Genomic DNA, 20,383 nt, shown 5'->3' with positions numbered 1-20,383 from the left:
GGCTCAGGGCATGAGTGTGGGCGCGCAGGATCATAAAGGTGTCAGGCCGGGGGTGCCGCAGGTTGGCTGGGGTATTATTGGCACGGGCACAATTGCCGAGCATTTTGCGCAGGACATGGCCCATGTGCCCGGTGCATTTCTGGCGGCGGTTGCATCTCGCTCGCCCGACAGGGCTGCGGCTTTTGTTGCCTGGCATGGTGGCCATGTGTGTCGGGATGTTGCTGCGCTGGTGCAGGACCCTGCCGTGCAGGCCATTTACGTCGCGTCACCCAATGCAACGCATTACGCCATGGCAGAGGCAGCCCTTGCTGGTGGTAAAGGTGTTCTGGTTGAAAAGCCGCTTGTGAATACGGTGGATGATGCCAAACGTCTGTCCGCTCTGGCTGTGCAGCAGGGCACATTCTGTATGGAAGGCCTGTGGTCACGTTTTCTGCCAGTCATGGATTTGGTAAAAAGCACAATACAGTCAGGATCAATCGGCAGCATAAAGCGTATTCGGGCTGATCTGGCATTTGTGCACCCGTATGATCCTGAAAGCCGTTTTTATGATCCGGCGCAGGGGGGTGGCTCCCTGCTTGATCTGGGGGTCTATCTGGTTTCGCTGTCTCTGTCGTTTCTGGGTTACCCTGATCGGGTGCGGGGGCGTTGGTGGGCAGCACCAAGCGGCGTGGACAAGGCCGCGGAGATGGTGCTCGGCTTTGGTGCGGTGGAAGCCCATCTGACCTGCGGCTTTGATCGGGATGGTACGAACCTGTTTATGATCGAAGGCAGCAAGGGGACGCTGGTTGTACAGCCTCATTGTATTTCCAGCCGCCAGTTGCTGGTGCTTGGGTCGTTGCCTGCGTGGGGCGTATCTTTGCTGCCATTGGGGTCTGGCCCTTTAAGGTTCTTTTCCAAAGTGGCTAAAAGACTCTGGCTGCCAGGTGTCCGTCGGTATGACTGTGGGTTTGACGGTTATGGTCTGCAATTTGAAATTGCGGCGGCTAGTCAGGCTGTGGCCGAAGGCAAGGGGGCGTGCCCTGCTATGTCATTGGCGGACAGTATAGAAACCCTGCGTATTCTGGAGCAGGTGCGGGCTCAGCCCCCGGTTGTGGCCGGGGGTAAAGATTCTTAAAGATGCTTTCAAAATAATCGTTTGTTAAAAATAGAAAAAAGATTTCAGACGCTGTTTTTGAGCAGCTCTCTCAGGGTAAATTTTTAACGGTATGGTCGTGTAGCCCGTTGCTCAGGGCCAGAATGACTTCTGTCAGATGCAGGGAAACACGACCGGAGAAGACAGGAGCCTGTCCGGACCGAATACCCTCGGCCTGTGCCTGAATACCTCGTGCAAAGTCGATTTTGGATGGATAGGGCGGCACCTGGGCAATCTGCTCCTGCTTGGGGTAACGGACAGAGCGACCACGCTCAAAACGTACCGGCAGTTTGCGGCCTAGTTTGTTCTCTAACCCATCAGTCAGAATATCCAGCAAGGTACGCCGGTAGTTGCGTAGCAGGGTGATGGCCGAGCGGTTGTCCCACAGGTCGCGTATTGTTATGGCTCCTCTGTCCCCCAGGATGGTCATGGAGCGGTCACGCGGGGCGGCCAGCCCGCTTGTCAGCCGAGCAATCACACCGGAGCGGAAGGTCAGGCAGCCGACAGAAAAATCCGGCCCCAGCGGGTGGCTACCAACGCCCTTGTCGCGGAAGGTCAGGGCGGAGGATGCGGCAACATGCACAATTGGCCCAAACAACCCATACAGCCAGCTGAGTGAATATCCCGCGTGCTCAAGCGTGCAGCCGACTTCAAATTCATGCAGGCCCGGCCATGGTGCGCCCGAGCGGCTGCGCCATTGCTGCCAGTTGCCCCTAAAGACTGGTCCGTCGTCCATTTCCGCATAGACCAGATTGGGGCGGCCGATTTCCCCTTTTTCCATCAGTGCGCGTGTCAGGGCAAAGGCATCGCTCAGACCATTGGCAGGGGCGCTACAGAGCAGGAGGCTTTTGCGTTCAGCCAGAAAAGCCAGAGTTTCGGCCTCTTCCACCGACAGGGCCAGGGGCTTCTCACAGTAAACATGTTTGCCAGCGTTCAGCGCCGCACGGTTGACGGTAAAATGGCTTTCGGGCGTTGTCAGGTTAACGACAATATCAATCGTACTGTCGTGCAGCAGGTCTTCCAGCCCGTTGTAGGGTTCGACCGCGTAGAAGGCACAGAACTGGCGCAACCTTTTGGGGTCACGGTCCCAAACACCTTTGAGGGTCAGCTCGGGATAGTTCTGCAGGGTGGTCATATAATAATCAGCGACGTACCCTGTCCCGACAAAGGCGATATTGGTCATGGTCTTCCTGTTGTTCCTGTTCAGGCCCCTGTCGGTCCTGTCTGCGTCAAGCTTGCACGCCAGGCCTGCAGGATGAGCAGCCATCCGGGTGGAACAGGAAATGGGGCAAGGGGACAGTTCTACTCTCCCGATTTTGATGTTCGGGGAGGGAGCGTACACTTGTCAAGCAGTGGTGTCTGCCACCTGGCTTTGTTGTGCGGCACTGTGCTTTTGCTGCGTTCTCTTTGAATTTATTTGTCAGCCGTTGAAGAATTATTCATTGAGGCCAGAAGCCTCCGCCCCTGTTGCGGGTGGGGAAACAGGCTGCCTGTCGCCCGTTACTGACAGTGGGGTGGCCCGTTGTGGCCCCAGCCTTTGCCCCAGATGATAGCCTCTTGTGGAGACAGACCATGTTTGACGCGATGTATGTGGAAAAAACCGCAACCGGAGGGCAGCAGGTCTCCCTGCGGCAACTGGCTGACGAGGCCCTGCCCCCTGGGGAGGTCACACTGCGTGTCCGCTGGTCCACCCTGAATTACAAGGATGCCCTGGCCCTGACAGGGCGGGGGCCGGTTGTGCGGGCCTGGCCCATGGTGCCGGGGGTGGATTGCGTGGGCGTTGTGGAGGCATCGGATAGCCCGCTTTTTCAGCCCGGGCAGGAGGTGATTTTGAACGGCTGCGGCGCGGGGGAACTGCATTGGGGCGGTCTGGCCCAGCGTGCCCGTGTGCCTGCCGACTGGCTGGTGCCGTTGCCTGAAGGATTGAGCGCGTATCATGCCATGGCGCTGGGGACTGCGGGTTTTACAGCCATGTTGTGTGTGCAGGCTCTGGAGCGTGAAGGCCTGCGCCCGTCCAGCGGTCCGGTGCTGGTGACCGGGGCTACGGGTGGCGTGGGCAGTATTGCTGTCATGCTGCTGGCCCGGCTTGGGTATGAGGTTGTGGCCGTGACAGGCCGGTTGGAGGAGCAGGCCTATCTGACCGCCCTTGGCGCACACGAAGTATTGTCGCGTGCGCATTTTGAGGCCCCCCCCAGGCCGCTGGAAAAAGCCCGCTGGGCTGGCGCGGTGGATGTTGCCGGTGGGGCGGTTCTGGCAGCCGTCTGTGCCTCCATGAAGCCTCAGGGGGTTGTGACGGCCTGCGGGCTTGCGGGTGGCATGGATTTTCCCACCACGGTTGCGCCGTTTATCCTGCGGGGGGTGACATTGGTTGGGATCGACAGTGTCATGTGTCCACGTGCCCAGCGGGTTGTCGCATGGGCCAGGCTGGCAGAGTTGATTGATACTGAAAAACTACAGGCTGTCTCGCGCACGGTGCCGCTGTCGGCGGCGGCAGAGACTGCGGCCGACCTGCTGGACGGCAGAACAAAAGGGCGGATTGTGGTGGATATTCCCTAAGCGGGACTATCCACCACATCTTATGCCGAGTGGTGCGGAGGGGTCAGGCTTCCAGACCACCGTCCACCGGCAGGGCGGCACCGTTGATGTAGCTGGCCTGCGGGCTGGCCAGGAAGGTGACCATGGCGGCAATGTCCTGCACGGTGCCGTAGGTGCCGTTGGCCACAAAGCTGCGGATAATGTCGGCGGTTTCGCCTTCATCGGGGTTCAGTTCGGTGTTGATGGGGCCGGGTTCAACCACGTTGGCTGTAATGTCGCGTGGGCCCAGGTCACGTGCGACACCTTTGGCAAAGCCACGCAGTGCTGCTTTGGTGGCAGCATAGAGCGAAATACCGGGGAAGGGTGCCCGCGCGCCAAAGGCCGAACCGATGTAGATAATGCGCCCGCCTGCCTTCAGGTGTTTGGCGGCTTCCATGGTTTCGATCATGGCGGCGCGGACGTTCAGGTTCAGAATATGCTCGATCTGGCTGACACTCATGGTGTCAATCGGACCGGAAAAGAAGGTGCCCGCGTTACAGACAAGCGTATCAATCCGACCGAAGGACATGACGGTTTCGGCCACAACCTCCCGGTTGCCTTCCACCGATGCGCCATTGGTCTTGATGGCCAGTGCCTTGCGGCCCAGAGCCTTGATGCGGGCGACCACGGCTTCCGCCGGGGCAGGGTTGCTGGAATAGGAAATGGCGATATCGTGGCCTGCCGCGGCCAGAGCCTCGGCAATGGCGGCACCAATGCCACGGCTGCCACCGGTGATAAGGGCGACACGGTTGCTCATGGTTTCAAATCCTCTGCAAGATGACGGTCAGCGGTGCCGGGCTGTTTAGCCCAGCCCCAGCATCAGGCGGATGTTCTGGATAGCCGCGCCCGACGCCCCTTTGCCCAGATTGTCCAGACGGGCACTCAGCAGCACCTGCCGGTGGCGGGGGGAGCCATGAACGCGCAGTTCCATTCTGTCGCTTCCGGCTAGTGCTTCGGCGGACAGAGTGGCTTCGGGGGCCAGCACACGCACGGCGTCCTGTCCAGCGTAGTGCCTGTCCAGCACGGTATGGAGGTCGTTAGTTGTGACATGGCCGTCAAGATCGTCCAGATGCAGCGGGATGGAGACAATCATCCCCTGTGCAAAATGCCCGACCGAAGGCACAAAAACCGGCCTGCGTGTCAGCCCGGCGTGTTTGTGAATTTCTGGCACATGCTTGTGCTCAAGCCCCAGACCATACAGCTCAAAGGCAGGGCCACCATCGCGCACATGGGCTTCTATCAGGTTGCGGCCACCACCACTGTAGCCGCTGACAGCGTTGATGCAGACAGGGTAGTGCGCGGGCAGCACACCGGCATCAATCAACGGGCGCAGCAGACCGATCGCACCAGTCGGGTAACAGCCGGGATTGGAGACACGCGGGGCCGAGGCAATGGCTCCGGCCTGACCGGCCTCCAGTTCGGGAAAGCCGTAAACCCAGTTGGGCGCGGTGCGGAAGGCCGTGCTGGCGTCCAGCAGGCGCGGGGCATTGCCGCCCATGGTTGCGGCCATGGCCTCGGCTTCGCGCGAGGCATCGTCGGGCAGGCAGAGCACAACCAGATCGGCGGCGGCCATGGCCTCCTTGCGGGCGCTGGGGTCCTTGCGGTGGGCAGGGTCTATGGAATGTAGCGCCACAGGCAGGGACGCCAGGCGATCGCGGATGCCAAGCCCCGTGGTACCTGCTTCGCCATCAATGAAAACAACGGGTGTGCGTGTCATGCTTACCTTCCTGCGTGAGGGGCCACCTGCTGGCAACGAGTCGAAAAACGGTGTTTCACCGCGCATCAGTCGGAGGCCGCAGGGATTTTTGAGGCGTAAAAGCCAGCTTGGCAACCGCGATATGGAGTGCCCGTGCAGGAAGCTGCGCATGGCAGGGGCAAAAGCCCGGCCAGACGGGTGCGACAGGGCAGGCCCCTCAGGGCTTTTTGCAATGGGAGCGTTCAAAAAACGGGCTGACAGGCGTACAGTCGGCCCAAACATGAGTGGCAGGCCATGGCTTTGCGGGGCCATGGAGGCTGCCTGACGGGCTGCGTTATGCAGCATGGTGGAAGGGTAAGGGTATGACAGGCTTGGCAGCAGGGGTGGCAACAGCAGCGCCCGATAATACGCGGGAGGCGGCGCAGCAGCAGTTACGCAGGCTGCTGGCTCTTATGGCCCGCCTACGTGACCCGCAGGGGGGCTGTCCGTGGGATCAGGAACAGACCTTTGAGACTATAGCCCCCTACGCCATAGAAGAAGCCTATGAGGTGCTGGATGCCATCCAGCGGCAGGACTGGCGCGCCTTTGCTGATGAACTGGGAGACCTGCTGTTGCAGGTGGTCTATCAGGCCCAGCTAGCGGAGGAGCAGGGTCTGTTCGGCTTTGATACCATCGCCCGGATGGTGACGGAAAAAATGATCCGCAGGCACCCCCATGTTGTGTTTGGCCCCGACGTGCTGGAGGGACAGGATAGTGGGCAGGGCGCACAAGCTCTGGCGGACGGGCAGGCGGTGGAAGGCCAGTGGGAACGGCTGAAGGAGCAGGAACGCAGGCAGGTTGCGGCTCTGGCCGGAGCGCAGGCCAGCGTGCCTGGGGCATTGGCGGGGGTGCCCCCGGCGTTGCCCGCCCTGTTGCGTGCCTCCAAACTGGCCCGCCGTGCTGCGCGCGTAGGGTTTGACTGGCCCGATGTGTCAGGCGTGCTGGACAAGGTGCGTGAGGAAGTGGACGAATTTGCCGTGGAACTGGCTGCGGGGGACAAGGCCCGCATGCAGGATGAGCTGGGAGATATTCTGTTCTCGGTCGCAAGCCTTGCCCGCCGCCTCGATATGGACCCCGAAGCCTGCCTAAGGCAGGCATGCGACAAGTTCACCCGCCGGTTTGAGGGGGTGGAAGCCCTGCTGGCCAAACAGGGGCTGTCCATGGCGGATCAGGACGTGGCTCTGCTCGACAGCCTGTGGCGGCAGGTCAAGCAGACGGGCTAAGGCTTTGGCCTGTGGGGGGAGGTCAGGCGGCCTCACCATCCCGCGGGAGCCGTTGGGATTGTGAACGGATGACCTGTTCCTCGTAATCCAGTTCTTCCTGGAGCTTCCATTCCGTCTGGTCGTTGATTTCCCGGCGGGTCATCATCTCCCGCATGATCTGGCGCTGGACGCGGAGAATTTGCAGGCGCAGGGCCAGCTCAAAACGGGCGCGGCGCACGGCATTGGCGCTGTCCGTTTTTTCAATATGGGTTGTGGCGTCCTCCTCCTCCAGCCTGCTTTCATAAACACGCAAAAGGCGGGCTGTGCTTTCCTCCCGCATGGTCTGGTCCTGATCCGACAGCGGGGTGTCCCGGTTGCCAAAGGGGGGGGATGCTCCATCATGCGTTTTGTTCAGAACCGCCAGGGCCGCGTTGAGCAGCTTGCGGCGGGCTGTATTTTCCTCCTGCGTGCTTTTGCTGATCAATTCGGGCGGCACAAAGCGCAGGCAGAGGGGAATGGTCATGCTTGCCATCAAAAGCGACAGCACGATTACCCCGGTCGCAATGACCACCACAGTCTCCCGTGCAGGGAAAATCTGCGTTCCTTCCAGCCCGGCAGGTAATGACAGCACGGCGGCGAGTGTCACCGCCCCGCGCACGCCCGCAACGGTCAGCAGCAGGCTTGCTGCAAAGCCCAGAGGTTCAAAAGGCGTGTGGCGCAGGCGTGAGACCAGCCAGCGCATGGAGGCACTTGCCCAGACCCCCACCAGCCGCATGCACAGCATAATGCCATAGATCCCCACAATCAGCAGGCCAAGCTGCCACATGCTGGCGTTATGCTCACGCACCACATGCTGCGCCTGCCTGAGCAATGAGGGAAGTTGAAGCCCGAGGAACAGGAAGATCAGCGCGTTGAAGACATAGCGCACCACGTTCCATACTGTATTGGCCTGGATGCGGGTTGTGGTGGCGGCCTCTTCCACTGCGCCGGACAGTTTAAGCACCATGCAGCCGGACACAGCGGCCAGAATGCCTGAACACCCTGCGGCTTCGGCAATGGCGTACATCAGGAACGGCAGCAGCAGTACGAGCACGATCTGGGACTGAGCATCGTCAAAGCCACGGTGGATCAGCAGGTGGTCGGCCTTGGCCGCCAGCCACGCCACCATGCCGCCAATAACCAGCCCGCCGACAGCGACCAGAAGGAACGAACCAAATGCCTGCTGGTAGGAAAATTCGCCAGTCAGCGCGTCCGCCATGGCAAAGCGGAAGCACACAAGGCCTGATGCATCATTAAAGAGGGCCTCGCCCGACAGCAGTTGCAGCAGGCGGGCAGGCACACGCTTGCCCTGCACCAGGCTGGAGACCGCAACCGTATCAGTGGGGGACAGGGCTGCTGCCAGCGTAAAGCACACAGGTAACGACAGAACCGGCAAAATCCAGTGGATCGCGTAGCCGCAGACCAGTGTGTTCAGCACCACCAGCCCAAAGGCCAGAAACAGGATAGGCCCCCGCATCTGCCCGAATTCGCGCAGCGGCATATGAAAGGCATCAGCAAACAGCAGAGGCGGAAGGAACAGGAACATGAACAGTTCCGGGTAGAGTTCAATCCGCATGCCGCACAGGGCGGTAATGCTGCCCAGCAGGATAAGAATAAGGGGCTGGGGCACTTTTTGGTGAAAGGCCGTGGCCAGAACACTGCCCAATGCTGCAAGCCAGAGCAGGAGCAGGGTCATTTCTACCGTAAACATGGCATCCGTTCTTCGCGAAGGTGTCTGTAGCGCAAGGGTAGGCAGGGTATGCCCGCCCAGCGTGGTGGGCACCAGTCCTGATATCCTGTTCCGGCTCTCTCCATCGTCAGGGGTACCATCAAGTGCGTGTGGGAAGAGGGAGGGGGAGCCGGGCCGGAGCAGGCGGCATGTATGGGGGTTTTCATAACAGCCAGACCGGGAAATGACGAACTCCAAGCCTGCATGGCAAGGCTGCTTTTGGGGCAGTCAAGGCCCATGGGTGCGATAGGAGTGTTGCGCGAAAGTGACAGCGTGACGGAGGGTGCGGGCGACCATGCATTAAGAGTTGTTATGTTATATTATAACATATAGATATCGCGACCAGGCTCATTCCAGTTCCAGGTCAGATGTTCGATGATACGCCCCGTTTCTGCTTCGCTCGTCTGTTCCGCCACCGTGTATCTGCTCTGCGGTACGGCTGCCGCACGGGCCCAGACCTCGCAGGCGGCAGAGACAACCTCCACCCCTCAGAAAGTTCTTGCCCATAAGGCAGGAGCAAGCACGCCTGCGACACCCGCCACCACGGCCAAAGCCACCCCGGTGGCCGAGGCTGGCTATCAGTCGCGCCAGAATGAAAATGTCATTGTGACAGCGCATCTCGACAGCAGGCGGCTGGCGCTGTCCCCCTCCACTGGGGCGACGGTCTATACGTTCAGCCGCAAGGCGATCGAGGCCATTCCGGGGGGTGATAATACGCCCCTTAACCAGGTGCTGCTTCAGGCCCCCGGCGTTGCCCAGGACAGCTACGGGCAGATCCATGTGCGCGGCGACCATAACGAGGTGCAGTTCCGCCTTGATGGCGTGCAGTTGCCCGAAGGGCTGAGTGTCTTCGGTCAGGCGTTGATGACACGCTTTGCGGATCAGATGTCCCTGACAACAGGTGCGCTACCCAGCCAGTTTGGCTTTTTGCAGGCGGCGGTGGTTGATATTACCACACGCAATGGTGCCAACAGCCCCGGTGGGGAAGTATCGGTTTATGGTGGGGCGCGGGACTACTTCTTCCCCTCGCTGCGGTATGGGTTCCAGAAGGGCAAGTGGGATTTTTTTGCCACGGCCGACTTTGTGCATGACCGGGTGGGGATTGAAAATACGACCCCCTCCTTTAACGCGCTGCATGATCTGAGCAACCAGTACCATTTCCTCGGTCATGCCCGGTACACAATGGATGAGAATACGCGCATCAGCTTTATTGCGGGTGTGTCCAACGCGGAATATCAGCTTCCCAATAATCCGGGGCAGCAGACGCAGTTTGTTATGCCCTCCTATTCCGGCAGCGATCTGGCGCATCACCTTTCTGGCAGTGCAGATAGTGCGGCGCTGAATGAGCACCAGAAGCAGATTACCGATTTTGCGGTTCTGGCGTTGCAGAAGGAAATCGGCAAATTCAGTTTGCAGGATTCCGTTTTTGCCCGTTACAGCAGCCTGCGCTATTCCCCCGACTGGCTGGGTGATCTGGTGTATAACGGCATTGCCCAGCAGGCGGCGCGTTCGGTGTTTTCCATGGGCACCCAGCATGACGTGACATGGCGGGCAGCCCCCCGGCATACCGTGCGCTTTGGCTTTCAGGTGTTTGTCGAGCGCACAACGTCCAAGACTATGTCCAGCGTTTTCCGCCAGACAGGGGAGGATGCGGCTGGTGAGGCTGTGTATGACCCCCAGCCTGTGACCATTTATGACGGCAGCGGCAAGACCGGCATGGTCTATGGGCTGTACGCGCAGGACGAATGGCGGCCGACAGACACACTGACCATCAACTATGGCCTGCGCTTTGATGGCGTGAGTGAATATACGTCGGAAAATCAGGTCAGCCCACGCATCAACGTGGTGTGGAAGCCGTGGCGCGGGGGTGTGCTGCATGCGGGTTATTCCCGCTACTTTACGCCGCCGCCGTTTGAGATTGTGGGCACGTCCTCACTCAACCGTTTTGCGGGCACCAGCGCGGCCCCTGCCAATTATCAGAGCACCAAGGTCAAAGCTGAAAGAGACCATTACTTTGATGCGGGGATCGAGCAGAGCATTCTGCCCGGCTGGCGTGTGTCGTTTGATGCGTATTACAAGCTGGCACATAACCTGATTGATGAAGGGCAGTTTGGTGCCCCCATTATTCTCAGCGGCTTCAATTACCGTCGCGGGCAGGTCAACGGGTATGAATTCAGCACGTCATACACGCATGGTCCCCTGTCCCTTTACGGCAACTTTGCCTGGTCGCGGGCTATCGGCAAGGATATTACCAGTGCCCAGTTCAACTTTTCGGACGAAGACCTGGCCTATATCCACAACCGCTGGATCCCGCTGGATCACGACCAGCGCTGGACTGCTTCTGCCGGGGTTACCTACAGCGCGTTTGATAAAACCCGCTTTCCGCTGCGGCTGTCGGCCACCATGCTGTATGGCAGCGGCCTGAGGGCTGATGGGGCAACCCCCAACGGGGCCAGCCTGTCACCTTATGCTACGGTCAATTTCTCGGCTGTGCAGACCATCCACAATACATTTGGCGGTCTGTGGCATGGTGATACGCAACTGCGGCTGGATGTGATCAACCTTGCTGACCACACCTATCTGCTGCGTGATGGGTCTGGCATCGGGGTGGGTGCTCCCCAGTATGGCCTGCGCCGTACAATCCTGTGTGGGATTGCACAGGGGTTCTAAAGTAAAGGCCGGGCGGTTGTGCCGCCCGGCCTTTTTAACGTTAGCCCTGAGGGGCTTCGACCAGCGCCGCTTTGAGGCGGGCTTCCCCTTCGGGGGAGAGTGAGGTCTGCACAATACGGGCATGGCCCTTGAACTGTGCCAGATCGGCCAGCACCTTGTCCGGCTGGGACTTGCGCACCAGTACGAACAGTGCCGAGGTGTTGGGCGGAATGGTGTCGCTGAGCGAGCGGATAAAGTCGTCGTTGATCCCGTAGTCGGAGAAAGACCCCGCCAGCGCCCCGGCTCCGGCCCCGACTGCACTGCCGATGACAAAGCCCGCCAGCGGGTTCAGGCACAGCAGGCCCACAAGCGTGCCCCAGAACCCGCCTGACAGCAGCCCCCAGGAGGCACCAGCCCGTTCCAGATTCACGCTCTGGTGCAGCCGTGCCTTGCCTGTGCCGTCACGCGTGACCACAACGGCGTCTTCCAGATCGAGCAGATATTCGGTTTCCAGCTTGCGGCATTCGGCAAGGACCTTTGCCGCGTCATCCACATGGTCAAAGCCCAGAACGATCAGATCAGACATGCTGTCTCCTCCAGTACGCTGCCGTGGCCACTCTGGCCGGGCATGGCATCCTGTTTGCGTTACGATATGGGCAGGATCATCCCCAAGTCCAGATGGGGGGTGCCATTGCAGCCCTTTGCAGGTGGCATGGGCGGGGCACGGACCAGTGTTGCCTGCCATCCGCAGTGGGAGCGTGATGTCAATTGTGCAACATGTTGCTTATTGACACAGGGGGGGGAGCCTATAAAGCACGAGGCATGATGGTTTCCCCCGCAGGGGATGAAAAGGGAACCGGGTGCCAGATGGCTTGCCATCTCATTCCCGGGCTGTCCCCGCAACTGTAGGCGGTGTTCCTGCGCGATCTGGCTGTTATGGCCAGCCCACTGGAAGGCACATTCCGGGAAGGGTTGCAGGGTTTTCCAACCGCAAGCCAGGAGACCTGCCATCATGCGGAGTTGCAGACGGGATAACGCTGGTCGGGGTGTGTCGGCGGGCTGGACTGGTGGTCACACCATACATGCGGGTGTCCTGCGTATGTATGGTTCAGTCAGCCGTAGTCTCGTGGCAACGCTCTAGCGTACGACTGCCATTGCCATGACCCTTCGATATTTCCTGCTTGCTGCGTCCGGTCTTGTGTTTGCCGGGCATGCCGCCCACGCTGCCACGTCCACGTCCACGTCCACGTCCACGTCCACGTCCACGTCCACGTCCACGTCCACGTCCACGGCTCAGGGGCAGGGTGTTGCGGCGGCACAGGGGGCAGCCCTGCACACGGTCGTCTCCCTCCATACCGATGTCTTTCCCGAGAACGTGACAGTCAGTGCTGCGCGCAGGCCCACGCTTGCGACCGAAATCGGGACGGCCACAAGCATTATCACCGAGCAGCAGATCCTGACCCAGCAACGCCGTACGTTGAGTGACGTTCTGGCCCGTCAGCCGGGTCTTACGGTGGTCAGCACCGGGGGTTTTGGGGGCACGACCTCCATTTTCATGCGGGGTAATAATGCCAACGAGGTCAAGGTCCGGCTGGACGGCATGGATATTAACGACGGCAGCACAACAGGCGGCCAGTTTGACCCCGCACAGTTTGTGACTGACGGCATGGGCCGTGTGGAAATTCTGCGCGGACCGCAAAGCGGGCTGTATGGGGCCGATGCCATGGCCGGGGTAATCGATATGACCACGGCACAGGGGCAGGGCCGCTTTACACCCTTTGTGCGGATTGAAGGCGGCGCTTACGGCACCTTTAACCAGACCCTGGGTGCGCGGGGCAGCAGTGGCCGCTTTCATTACAATGTGACGCTATCGCATTACCGGCAGGACGGTTTCCACGCTATTCCCGGCTATATCGACAAGTATTTCGGGGCTACGAGCGAGCAGCGGCATCGGGGCAACCGTAACGACAACCGCACCGCCAATATCCGCCTTGGTTACGATGTGACCAACACGCTGGACCTGGGGCTGACAGCCCGCCTGATCCAGGGCAACTATCACAGCTATAGCGCCTATAACCTGATGGACGAAGCCTATGGTCTCGTCGGGAGCGAGCGCGAGCATACGACCCAGAATGAGGCCATTGTTCGCGGCACGGCGCATCTGTCATCCTTTGCGGGCAAGTTCGATCAGATTATCGGTCTGGGCTACATGACCACGCGGCGGAGCTGGACGGAAACTGGCACGACGCTTGATGGCAGTTCCCTACTGTATGACCCCACCTATTACCGCTCCAGCCGCATCAAGGTGGACTGGCATGGCACCGTCAAGCTGCGTGAATATGGCACACTCCTTGTTGGTGCCGAGCATTTTCATGACTGGTTCAGCTCCAATCAGGGCAACACCTCTGGCACGGCAACGCCTTTTTACACGACAGCAGGCATGGATACCACGGCGGGGTATGGGCAGTACCAGGGTAACTGGAACCATATTCTCTATGGTGCTGCCAATATCCGCTATGACACCAATTCCCGCTACGGCAATTATGTGACATGGCGCGTGGCCCCGGCCATTCATATCCCCGGCACAGGCACGGTTATCAAGGCCAGCGGCGGCTCTGGTTTTCATGGGCCTTCGCTCTACCAGTTGTTCGGCAATCAGATCGGTCCCAGCTATGCCATCATGGGCAATCAGAAACTGCGGGCCGAACGCCTGATCGGTTATGATGTCGGGGTAGAGCAGGCTTTGCTGAAAGACCGCCTGCACTTTGGTGCCACATGGTATGAAAGCCATGTGCGCAACCTTATCCAGTCCACCAGCAATTATTCGTTTTCGTCCAATGGGCAGTATTACACGACGTATTCTTACGGCAATGTGGCCCAGGCCCGCATGTATGGGGTGGAAGCGTTTGTAAACTGGAAAGCACTGAACACGCTGGACCTGACCCTCAACTATACCTGGACCCATGCGCGGGACGCCACGACAGGCCAGATGCTGCAACGCCGCCCGCAGCATAAGCTGGACTTTGGTGCCAAATGGACGCCGGTGCAGGACCTCACGTTCTCAGGCAATATCCTGTATATCAGCGGCTGGCGGGATACTCCGGTCATTGCCGGGTCTGGTGGGTATTGCAGCACCTGCGCCAAGGGGCAGGGCTATGTCACCATTGATATTGCAGCCAATTACCGCATTAACCGGTATCTGAGCGTTTTTGCACGGGCGGATAACCTGCTTGACCGGCAGTATGAAAACCCGGTGGGCTACCTTCAGCCAGGCCGTGCGGGCTATGGCGGCTTTACGTTGAGCTACTAATGGCCTGCGCCCTGCTTTTTCAGGGGCTGCGTCGTCGGGGCAGGTGGCCTGTGACCCGTTGTGGGCAGGCGGCTGTGCGGGTTGGTTGTGGAGCACTGATGCTTGCCGCGTGGTGCTGGGGGCTGTCGGCTGGCGCATGGGCGGCGGGGCGCGTGGCATCGCTTAACCTGTGTGCCGACCAGCTCGTCCTGCAACTGGCGGACAGGGCCGATATTATCGGCCTGACCCCCCTTGCGCGGGATTGCACGGAATCCGTTCTGTGCGATCAGGCAAAGCAGGTGCCGGTTTTGCCTGCCAAGGCGGAAACCGTGCTGGCGGCCCATCCATCGGTGCTGCTGGCCAGCCCTTATAGCGCCCGTCTGGCCGTGCGGGCTGCGCGGGAGGCAGGGGCCAAGGTGGTCATGCTGCCCCCGGCGTCCTCTCTGTCGGATGTGCCTGTGCAGATCATGCGTGTGGCGCAGGCTGTGGGGCAGGTTGAACGGGGCCACCAGCTTGTGGCGGCGTTTGAGGCCCGGCTGGCGGCGTTGAGTATTCCTCTCTCTCCCACAGCCCCTGTTGCTGCGGTGTATGAGGCCAATGGGCTTGTCGTGCATGCGGGCAGCTTGCCCAATGATATTCTGACCCACGCGGGCCTACGTAATTTTGCAACTGTCACAGGCATGGGGCAGGCGGGGGGACGGGTGCCGTTGGAAGTTCTGCTGGTGCGCAGGCCTGACCTGCTGGTGCGCGACAAAAGCGGGCCGGGCCAGTCGGTCGCGCAGGCCATGCTGGATAATCCGGTGCTGCTGGCAGCATTTCCACCTCCCCATGTAGCCGATGTTCCCGCCAGATTATGGCTGTGTGGCCTGCCCCAGACGCTGGATGCCCTGGCGTTGCTGCGGGCTGCGCGTGACAGGCTCGTGGCCCCGAAGGAACAGCCATGAAACATCTCTCTCCCCCAGTGCTTAATGGTGTTCTGTGCGGAGCTGTCGTGCTGCTGGCTGTTGCCTCCCTGCTGTGGGGGGAAAGCAGCATTGCTGTCCCTGCTGCCATGGCCGACTGGTTTGCCGGGCGGCCCACCGTGGGGGCGGTTATTCTGGGCCAGTTGCGCCTGCCGCGTACGCTGCTGGCCATTATGGTCGGGGGCACGCTGGGGCTGTCCGGGGCGGTGTTGCAGGGTTATTTACGAAACCCGTTGGCAGATCCTGGGCTTTTGGGGGTTTCAGGCGGCGCGGCGCTGGGGGCGGTCTGTGTATTTTATACCGGGCTGTTTCAGATGTCGGCCTTGCTGCTGCCTTTGGGCGGGCTTGCAGGGGCCGGGCTGAGTGTGCTGCTGCTGGTCCTGCTGGTGGGCCGTGGCGGGCCACTGGTGCTGCTGCTGGCTGGTACGGCGCTTAACGGGTTTACAGCCGCACTGACAGCGCTGGTGCTTAACCTCGTACCTAGCCCCTATGCCATTTTTGAAATCATGCACTGGCTCATGGGGTCATTGACCGACCATACCATGACCGATGTCCTGCTGGCCTTGCCGGGTGTGCTGGTGGGCTGTGGGCTTATGGCGCTCTGTGGGCGTGCGCTGGACGCGCTGACCATGGGGGAGGACGTGGCAACTACTCTTGGTTTTCGGCTGGGGGGTGTGGCAGGGGTGCAGATGCGGGTTGTGCTGGGCACGGCATTGGCCGTGGGATCATGCGTGGCGGTGTCGGGGGCAATCGGCTTTGTCGGGCTGGTGGTGCCCCATCTGCTACGGCCACTGGCAGGCTACAGACCATCGCGCCTGCTGTTCCCCTCCTTTCTGGGTGGGGCTGCCCTGTTGCTGGCAGCGGATCTGGGCGTGCGTATGATGGCAGGCCGGACAGAGTTGCAACTGGGTGTGGTGACAGCGTTGCTGGGTGCGCCGGTCTTCTTCCACAGGATTATCCTGTTCAGAAAACGGAATATGGTCTGATGCTTGCTGCTGAAGCCATTTGTGTGCGTGGGAGCAGCGGGGCTGACCTGTTGAGGCATGTCTCGGCAGTGTTCAGGGCCGGGCAGGTGACGGCGCTGATCGGCCCTAATGGGGCAGGCAAGAGCACATTGCTGCGTGTGCTGGCGGGTTTGCTGGCCCCGACATCGGGCAGTGTGCATGTGCAGGGTGCCCCGCTGGCTGGCATGGCCCTGGCGCACAGGGCGTTGCAGATTGCCTATATGCCGCAGGATGTGCCGGTTTTTCCGGCCATGCCTGTGCGTGAGGTGGCCTCGCTCGGGCGGCTACCGTGTGGGGAAACCCCGAGCCGGGCGCTGGCGCACCCTGCGGTGGACCATGCGTTGCACCTGACAGGCCTGTCGGCGCTTGCTCCGCGCGATGCAAGTCGCCTGTCTGGCGGGGAGCGCGCACGGCTGATGCTTGCGCGTGCCCTGTCGGTGGAAGCCCCTGTCCTGCTGGCGGATGAGCCCGTGGCAGCACTGGACCCGGCCCATGCGCTGGCAGTCATGCAGATGTTTCGTGCTCTGGCAGCCCAGGGGCGGTGCGTGGTGGTGGTTATTCACGACCTGATGCTGGCCACCCGTTTTTGCGACAGGCTGGTGCTCCTGCGCGATGGAGCATTGCTGCACGCCCTGCCACCCGAGCAGTTGAGTGATGCTCTGGTGGCGGAAACCTACGGTGTCACGACCCGTCGGCTGGAAGGGGCGGTGTTACCGTGGGATCTGGTCTCCCGCCCCACCTGATAAGGGCATTATCGGCGTGTGTTGGCTGCCCCTGTCATGGGGCAGGGTGATTGCTGTGTGTCTCGGCCAGGCTGACCAGTGCGGTTATGCCGGGGACAATACGCTGGATAAGGTCTGCCGGGGGCTGGGGCGTATCCGTTACGCCATGGATGGTGGCGGAGGCCGCAATCTGGGTGCGGGCCTGTTCCAGCGCAGCGTGGGCTGCCTGCTGCCAGCCCGGCTGAGCCTGCACACCAAGGGCGGCCAGCCCCCCGCGTGCCAACTGCGCCAGCAGGGCAGAGGCAGGCAGGGCTGGGACAAGGGCGGGGTTGTGGGCTGCTATGCTCTGTATGGCTTTGTCGTTATCGGCCCATTGGTGCAGCATGCGTAACAGGTCTGGTCGCAAGGTGGTATTGCCTGCCGCGTAGGCCCGTGCGGCAGTATTGAACGTGCTGGCACTGGGGCTGTCGGGGTCTGTGGCATCGGCCAGTGTGCCAAATGTCTGTTCCATGACGGGCTGTTTGTGGCGGATGGCCAAAAATTCATGGTTATGGGCATAATTCCGCACGGGGGCGAGAGCATCAAGCAGGGTGCGGATGGTGCTGGCTTGTCCGGGGGCCAGTTGTTCCAGCAGATGTTCCTGATCGTTGGCTCTGCCCAGACCCAGGGTGTCGAGCCTTGCTTGCGTGATCGCCAGACGGTCGGCAAGGGTTGCGGGCTGGCAATGCGCGGGGGTTGACCAAAACTGTTCGGCAAGGGCGGCCATGCGGGGCCACAGGCGGGGGGTGAGCATGTCGGGTAAGACAATCTCACTCCACAATGCGGCTTCGGCACCAAGGATGTGGCTTTTTTCGACCTCGGTCAGGTCCGGGGTAGGGGCGTCCTGCGGGCTGTCGGGCTGTGGGGGGGCGGCGCTACCCAAGTCGAGAGCCGCGGCTTGTTGCTGCACAGCGTTTTTGCGCGGGGCAAAAAGATCAGTTTCATAATAAGCGCGTGTGGGTAACAGGATATCCAGATAGTAAGGCCCGGCAATAACAGTCGGGTGCCCCTGATCGGTAGCTTTGATGGTGTTTGCGGGGCCGCGCCAGCTTTCGATAATGGTTTGCGGGGGTGTCTGCCCACTCAGCACCTCATCCCACGCCATAACGGTTTTTCCCGATGCTGTGAGCGGCGGGATGATCTGGCGGGTAAACGCGGACTGAAGCTCCGCCGCCGTGGCCATGTGGTGGGCATGCATGTAGCTCTGGATATGCGGGACACTCAGCCATGTGCGGGCCACAACCTCGTCCCCGCCGATATGAAAGACCGGGTCGGGGAAAAGAGCCATCATTTCAGCGTAAAGCTGGTTGACGAATGTTATGGTGGCAGGCTTTGTGGGGTCGAGTGCTGCCCGGTTTGTTTCAGCCCGATCGGTGGTGTTCAATGGCAGGGCAGGGGCCAGAGAGGGATAGGCTTCCTGTATAGCCAGCGTATGCCCCGGTGTATCAAATTCCGGCACAAGGCGTATGCCCCGCTCGGTCGCAGCCTGTACAAGCTGATGTATCTGGTCTTGCGTGTAATACTGCCCGTGGCTGCCAACCTGTTGCAGGCGGGGGAAGCGAAGGCTTTCCACACGGAATGCGCTGCCATCGGAAAGGTGAAGGTGCAGGACGTTAAGTTTCACCATCTCCATGGCATCAAGCTGACGCAGCAGCAGAGGCAGGGGCATGAAGTGCCTGCTGGTGTCTATCAACAGGCCACGCCATGCAAAACGCGGGGTATCCTCAATATGGGCAGGATGCAGATAGGGCTTTCCCCCGTCATGTCCGACAAGCTGGAGCAGCGTTGCCAGCCCATGCAGCACACCGGCTGGCCCCTGTGCCCGAAGCGTGATCCCAGACGGGCTGACATTCAGCCTATATCCCTCTGCCATGGTGGGGGAGGGAAAAGGCGTTTCAGGCGTGTAGGAAATCGATAATGGAAAGGGCTTGCCCCCAGCGGTCGTGTTGTCCAACTGCACGGGTGTGCCTGCCAGAAGTGTCAGCCTGTGCCCAAACCGTTGCACTGCGGTGTGCAGCAGAGCGGTGGGTGGGGTGGACCATTGCAGGCTGATGTGGGTGGGTAGCGGGATGGATGTGCCAGTGGCCTGCATATGGGCTGGGGCTGGCAGCACAACTGGCAGAGGGGCGTCTGCCCGGCAGGGAACTGTGGTGGTGAGTGCTGTAAACCCTGCAAGAATAAAAAGGCTTTTCCGAACCCACCTGCGTGGGGCTTTTGGTGCCGCCTGTGTGTGCCGGTGGGTGGGGGCTGTCATGGGGTATCGCCTTTTTCGTGGTGAAGGGCGTTGGCCAGTGTGGCAATCCATGGGGCATCCACATGCCAGCCAGCCAGCGTTGCGGCCAGAAGGGCGGCCCCACCCAAAGGGGGTAGTACGGGCGGGCGAGGCTGTGCCCCCAGAGCATTGGCCAGTGTGTTACGCACAAAATGGCTGTGCATGACACTTCCGCCGTGGCTCCATATCAGGTCCGGCCCGCAGGGCAGGGTGCAACGATGAGCCGCGGTGCGGGCCAGTTGCGCCAGTTCCTGCCCCGCAGCCTGAAGCAGAGCCATGGCCTGTGGCTGGCCTTCCTCCGCCATGGTGTGGATCAGGGGGGCGAGGTTGCCGATGGCCGAGCGGGGGTGCGGCCGCGTGCGGAGCCATTCATGCAAAGCGAAGGGAGCCTGCGGCCCCGTAACAGGCAGGCCCAGCCGCGTAAGCAGGGCGGCGTAAAAAGCCGCATGGGCAACAGCCGGGTTGTCCAGAAAGCGGGCGGCCTGGGCCAGAGCCTCCCGCCCGATCCAATAGCCGCTGCCTTCATCTCCCAATAGCCAGCCCCAGCCGCCGACCCGTGCCTGTTGGCCATGGCTGTTCCGCGCCATGGCAACAGAGCCTGTCCCGGCCAGCACAAACAGGCCAGCCTCCCCAGCAAAAGCGCCACGATGTGCGGATTGCACATCATTTTCCAGACAAAGGGCCACCGAGGGGCCAAGGGCTGCCCTGGCAACATCGTCCTGAGCCGTGGCGGAGGCACATTCCACATCATAGCCAGCAATCCCCAGTGTGGCGGCTTGCAGGCGGGGGTGGGGCAGGCTGGTCAGCAGGGTGCGCAGGTTGTGCGCCCACTCGGGCCGGTCAAAGGCGTTGCAGCCGGGGCCACTGGCACTGCCAGCAAGATGGCCCTGACGGGTGACCAGCACGGCGCGCGTATTGGTGCCTCCTCCGTCAAGGGCAAGAATGGTCTCGTCATGGAGGTGGGAGAGTGGCGTGCTGGCTGGCTTGGTCATGTTTGGGCTGTCTTGCCTTGTTGCTTGGAATGGGACGGGGCTG

The 20,383-nt window shown here is 61.0% G+C and carries 14 protein-coding genes, 1 pseudogene and 1 riboswitch; of the genes and pseudogenes, 8 read left to right on the top strand and 7 right to left on the bottom strand.

Annotated features, from left to right (window positions below):
- Positions 1 to 10 precede the first annotated feature (10 nt).
- On the top strand, positions 11 to 1,114 hold the full coding sequence (locus tag FLP30_RS02305; protein ID WP_149278169.1) for a Gfo/Idh/MocA family protein: 1,104 nt from the start codon (positions 11 to 13) through the stop codon (positions 1,112 to 1,114).
- A 70-nt stretch (positions 1,115 to 1,184) separates the two neighbouring features.
- Here FLP30_RS02305 and FLP30_RS02300 read toward each other — a convergent pair whose 3' ends face one another.
- Positions 1,185 to 2,315, bottom strand: a complete 1,131-nt coding sequence (locus FLP30_RS02300) for a Gfo/Idh/MocA family protein (protein WP_149278168.1) — start codon at positions 2,313 to 2,315, stop codon at positions 1,185 to 1,187.
- 389 nt (positions 2,316 to 2,704) lie between these two features.
- On the opposite strand from FLP30_RS02300, the gene acuI reads away from it, so the two are divergent.
- Positions 2,705 to 3,688: an acrylyl-CoA reductase (NADPH) gene (gene acuI, locus FLP30_RS02295; protein WP_149278167.1), complete on the top strand. Its 984-nt coding sequence runs from the start codon at positions 2,705 to 2,707 to the stop codon at positions 3,686 to 3,688.
- A 43-nt stretch (positions 3,689 to 3,731) separates the two neighbouring features.
- Here acuI and FLP30_RS02290 read toward each other — a convergent pair whose 3' ends face one another.
- Complete coding sequence (locus FLP30_RS02290) at positions 3,732 to 4,463, bottom strand: SDR family NAD(P)-dependent oxidoreductase (protein WP_149278166.1); 732 nt, start codon at positions 4,461 to 4,463, stop codon at positions 3,732 to 3,734.
- A 45-nt stretch (positions 4,464 to 4,508) separates the two neighbouring features.
- A complete protein-coding gene (gene argC, locus FLP30_RS02285; RefSeq protein WP_149278165.1) occupies positions 4,509 to 5,423 on the bottom strand; it encodes an N-acetyl-gamma-glutamyl-phosphate reductase in 915 nt (304 codons plus the stop codon).
- 341 nt (positions 5,424 to 5,764) lie between these two features.
- On the opposite strand from argC, the gene mazG reads away from it, so the two are divergent.
- The gene (gene mazG / locus FLP30_RS02280) at positions 5,765 to 6,664 is read left to right on the top strand and encodes a nucleoside triphosphate pyrophosphohydrolase (RefSeq protein ID WP_149278164.1); all 900 of its coding nucleotides are present in this window, start codon (positions 5,765 to 5,767) and stop codon (positions 6,662 to 6,664) included.
- Positions 6,665 to 6,686: 22 nt separating this feature from the next.
- Here the strand turns inward: mazG and FLP30_RS02275 are convergent, their stop codons facing one another.
- On the bottom strand, positions 6,687 to 8,393 hold the full coding sequence (locus FLP30_RS02275; RefSeq protein ID WP_149278163.1) for a Na+/H+ antiporter: 1,707 nt from the start codon (positions 8,391 to 8,393) through the stop codon (positions 6,687 to 6,689).
- 393 nt (positions 8,394 to 8,786) lie between these two features.
- Between FLP30_RS02275 and FLP30_RS02270 the strand changes: the two genes are divergently transcribed.
- Positions 8,787 to 11,081, top strand: coding sequence for a TonB-dependent receptor (locus FLP30_RS02270; protein ID WP_149278162.1), 2,295 nt, complete (start codon positions 8,787 to 8,789; stop codon positions 11,079 to 11,081).
- 40 nt (positions 11,082 to 11,121) lie between these two features.
- Here the strand turns inward: FLP30_RS02270 and FLP30_RS02265 are convergent, their stop codons facing one another.
- Entirely contained in the window at positions 11,122 to 11,646 is a 525-nt protein-coding gene (locus FLP30_RS02265) for a DUF1269 domain-containing protein (RefSeq protein WP_149278161.1), read from the bottom strand.
- A 223-nt stretch (positions 11,647 to 11,869) separates the two neighbouring features.
- Positions 11,870 to 12,086: riboswitch (cobalamin riboswitch) on the top strand.
- Positions 12,087 to 12,219: 133 nt separating this feature from the next.
- Between FLP30_RS02265 and FLP30_RS02260 the strand changes: the two genes are divergently transcribed.
- The 4 genes and pseudogenes from FLP30_RS02260 to FLP30_RS02245 form a co-directional block, all read left to right on the top strand.
- On the top strand, positions 12,220 to 14,370 hold the full coding sequence (locus FLP30_RS02260; protein ID WP_149278160.1) for a TonB-dependent receptor plug domain-containing protein: 2,151 nt from the start codon (positions 12,220 to 12,222) through the stop codon (positions 14,368 to 14,370).
- Between the two features lie 98 nt (positions 14,371 to 14,468).
- Positions 14,469 to 15,293, top strand: coding sequence for an ABC transporter substrate-binding protein (locus FLP30_RS02255; protein WP_149280166.1), 825 nt, complete (start codon positions 14,469 to 14,471; stop codon positions 15,291 to 15,293).
- Entirely contained in the window at positions 15,290 to 16,297 is a 1,008-nt protein-coding gene (locus FLP30_RS02250; RefSeq protein ID WP_149278159.1) for a FecCD family ABC transporter permease, read from the top strand. Before FLP30_RS02255 ends, FLP30_RS02250 begins: the two co-directional genes overlap by 4 nt.
- A gap of 62 nt (positions 16,298 to 16,359) precedes the next feature.
- Positions 16,360 to 17,058: pseudogene (locus FLP30_RS02245) on the top strand (ABC transporter ATP-binding protein); the annotation flags it as partial.
- Between the two features lie 34 nt (positions 17,059 to 17,092).
- On the opposite strand, the gene FLP30_RS02240 reads toward FLP30_RS02245, so the two are convergent.
- A complete protein-coding gene (locus FLP30_RS02240; RefSeq protein ID WP_168200033.1) occupies positions 17,093 to 19,330 on the bottom strand; it encodes a beta-N-acetylhexosaminidase in 2,238 nt (745 codons plus the stop codon).
- Positions 19,327 to 20,340 (bottom strand): N-acetylglucosamine kinase, encoded by a 1,014-nt coding sequence (locus tag FLP30_RS02235; protein WP_149278156.1) that lies wholly within the window; start codon positions 20,338 to 20,340, stop codon positions 19,327 to 19,329. The genes FLP30_RS02240 and FLP30_RS02235 overlap by 4 nt, the downstream gene beginning before the upstream one ends.
- Positions 20,341 to 20,383 lie beyond the last annotated feature (43 nt).

The sequence above is a fragment of the Acetobacter vaccinii genome, from assembly GCF_008365315.1.
Classification (GTDB): Bacteria; Pseudomonadota; Alphaproteobacteria; order Acetobacterales; family Acetobacteraceae; genus Acetobacter; species Acetobacter vaccinii.
Note: the sequence above shows the minus strand (reverse complement) of the source record. Positions and strands in the feature narration are given on the sequence as shown.

Bases quoted from the DNA above. Each gene is read 5' to 3' on its own strand.
- FLP30_RS02305 (WP_149278169.1), top strand. From the start codon at position 11: ATGAGTGTGGGCGCGCAGGATCATAAAGGTGTCAGGCCGGGGGTGCCG.
- FLP30_RS02300 (WP_149278168.1), bottom strand. From the start codon at position 2,315: ATGACCAATATCGCCTTTGTCGGGACAGGGTACGTCGCTGATTATTAT.
- acuI (WP_149278167.1), top strand. From the start codon at position 2,705: ATGTTTGACGCGATGTATGTGGAAAAAACCGCAACCGGAGGGCAGCAG.
- FLP30_RS02290 (WP_149278166.1), bottom strand. From the start codon at position 4,463: ATGAGCAACCGTGTCGCCCTTATCACCGGTGGCAGCCGTGGCATTGGT.
- argC (WP_149278165.1), bottom strand. From the start codon at position 5,423: ATGACACGCACACCCGTTGTTTTCATTGATGGCGAAGCAGGTACCACG.
- mazG (WP_149278164.1), top strand. From the start codon at position 5,765: ATGACAGGCTTGGCAGCAGGGGTGGCAACAGCAGCGCCCGATAATACG.
- FLP30_RS02275 (WP_149278163.1), bottom strand. From the start codon at position 8,393: ATGTTTACGGTAGAAATGACCCTGCTCCTGCTCTGGCTTGCAGCATTG.
- FLP30_RS02270 (WP_149278162.1), top strand. From the start codon at position 8,787: ATGATACGCCCCGTTTCTGCTTCGCTCGTCTGTTCCGCCACCGTGTAT.
- FLP30_RS02265 (WP_149278161.1), bottom strand. From the start codon at position 11,646: ATGTCTGATCTGATCGTTCTGGGCTTTGACCATGTGGATGACGCGGCA.
- FLP30_RS02260 (WP_149278160.1), top strand. From the start codon at position 12,220: ATGACCCTTCGATATTTCCTGCTTGCTGCGTCCGGTCTTGTGTTTGCC.
- FLP30_RS02255 (WP_149280166.1), top strand. From the start codon at position 14,469: ATGCTTGCCGCGTGGTGCTGGGGGCTGTCGGCTGGCGCATGGGCGGCG.
- FLP30_RS02250 (WP_149278159.1), top strand. From the start codon at position 15,290: ATGAAACATCTCTCTCCCCCAGTGCTTAATGGTGTTCTGTGCGGAGCT.
- FLP30_RS02240 (WP_168200033.1), bottom strand. From the start codon at position 19,330: ATGACAGCCCCCACCCACCGGCACACACAGGCGGCACCAAAAGCCCCA.
- FLP30_RS02235 (WP_149278156.1), bottom strand. From the start codon at position 20,340: ATGACCAAGCCAGCCAGCACGCCACTCTCCCACCTCCATGACGAGACC.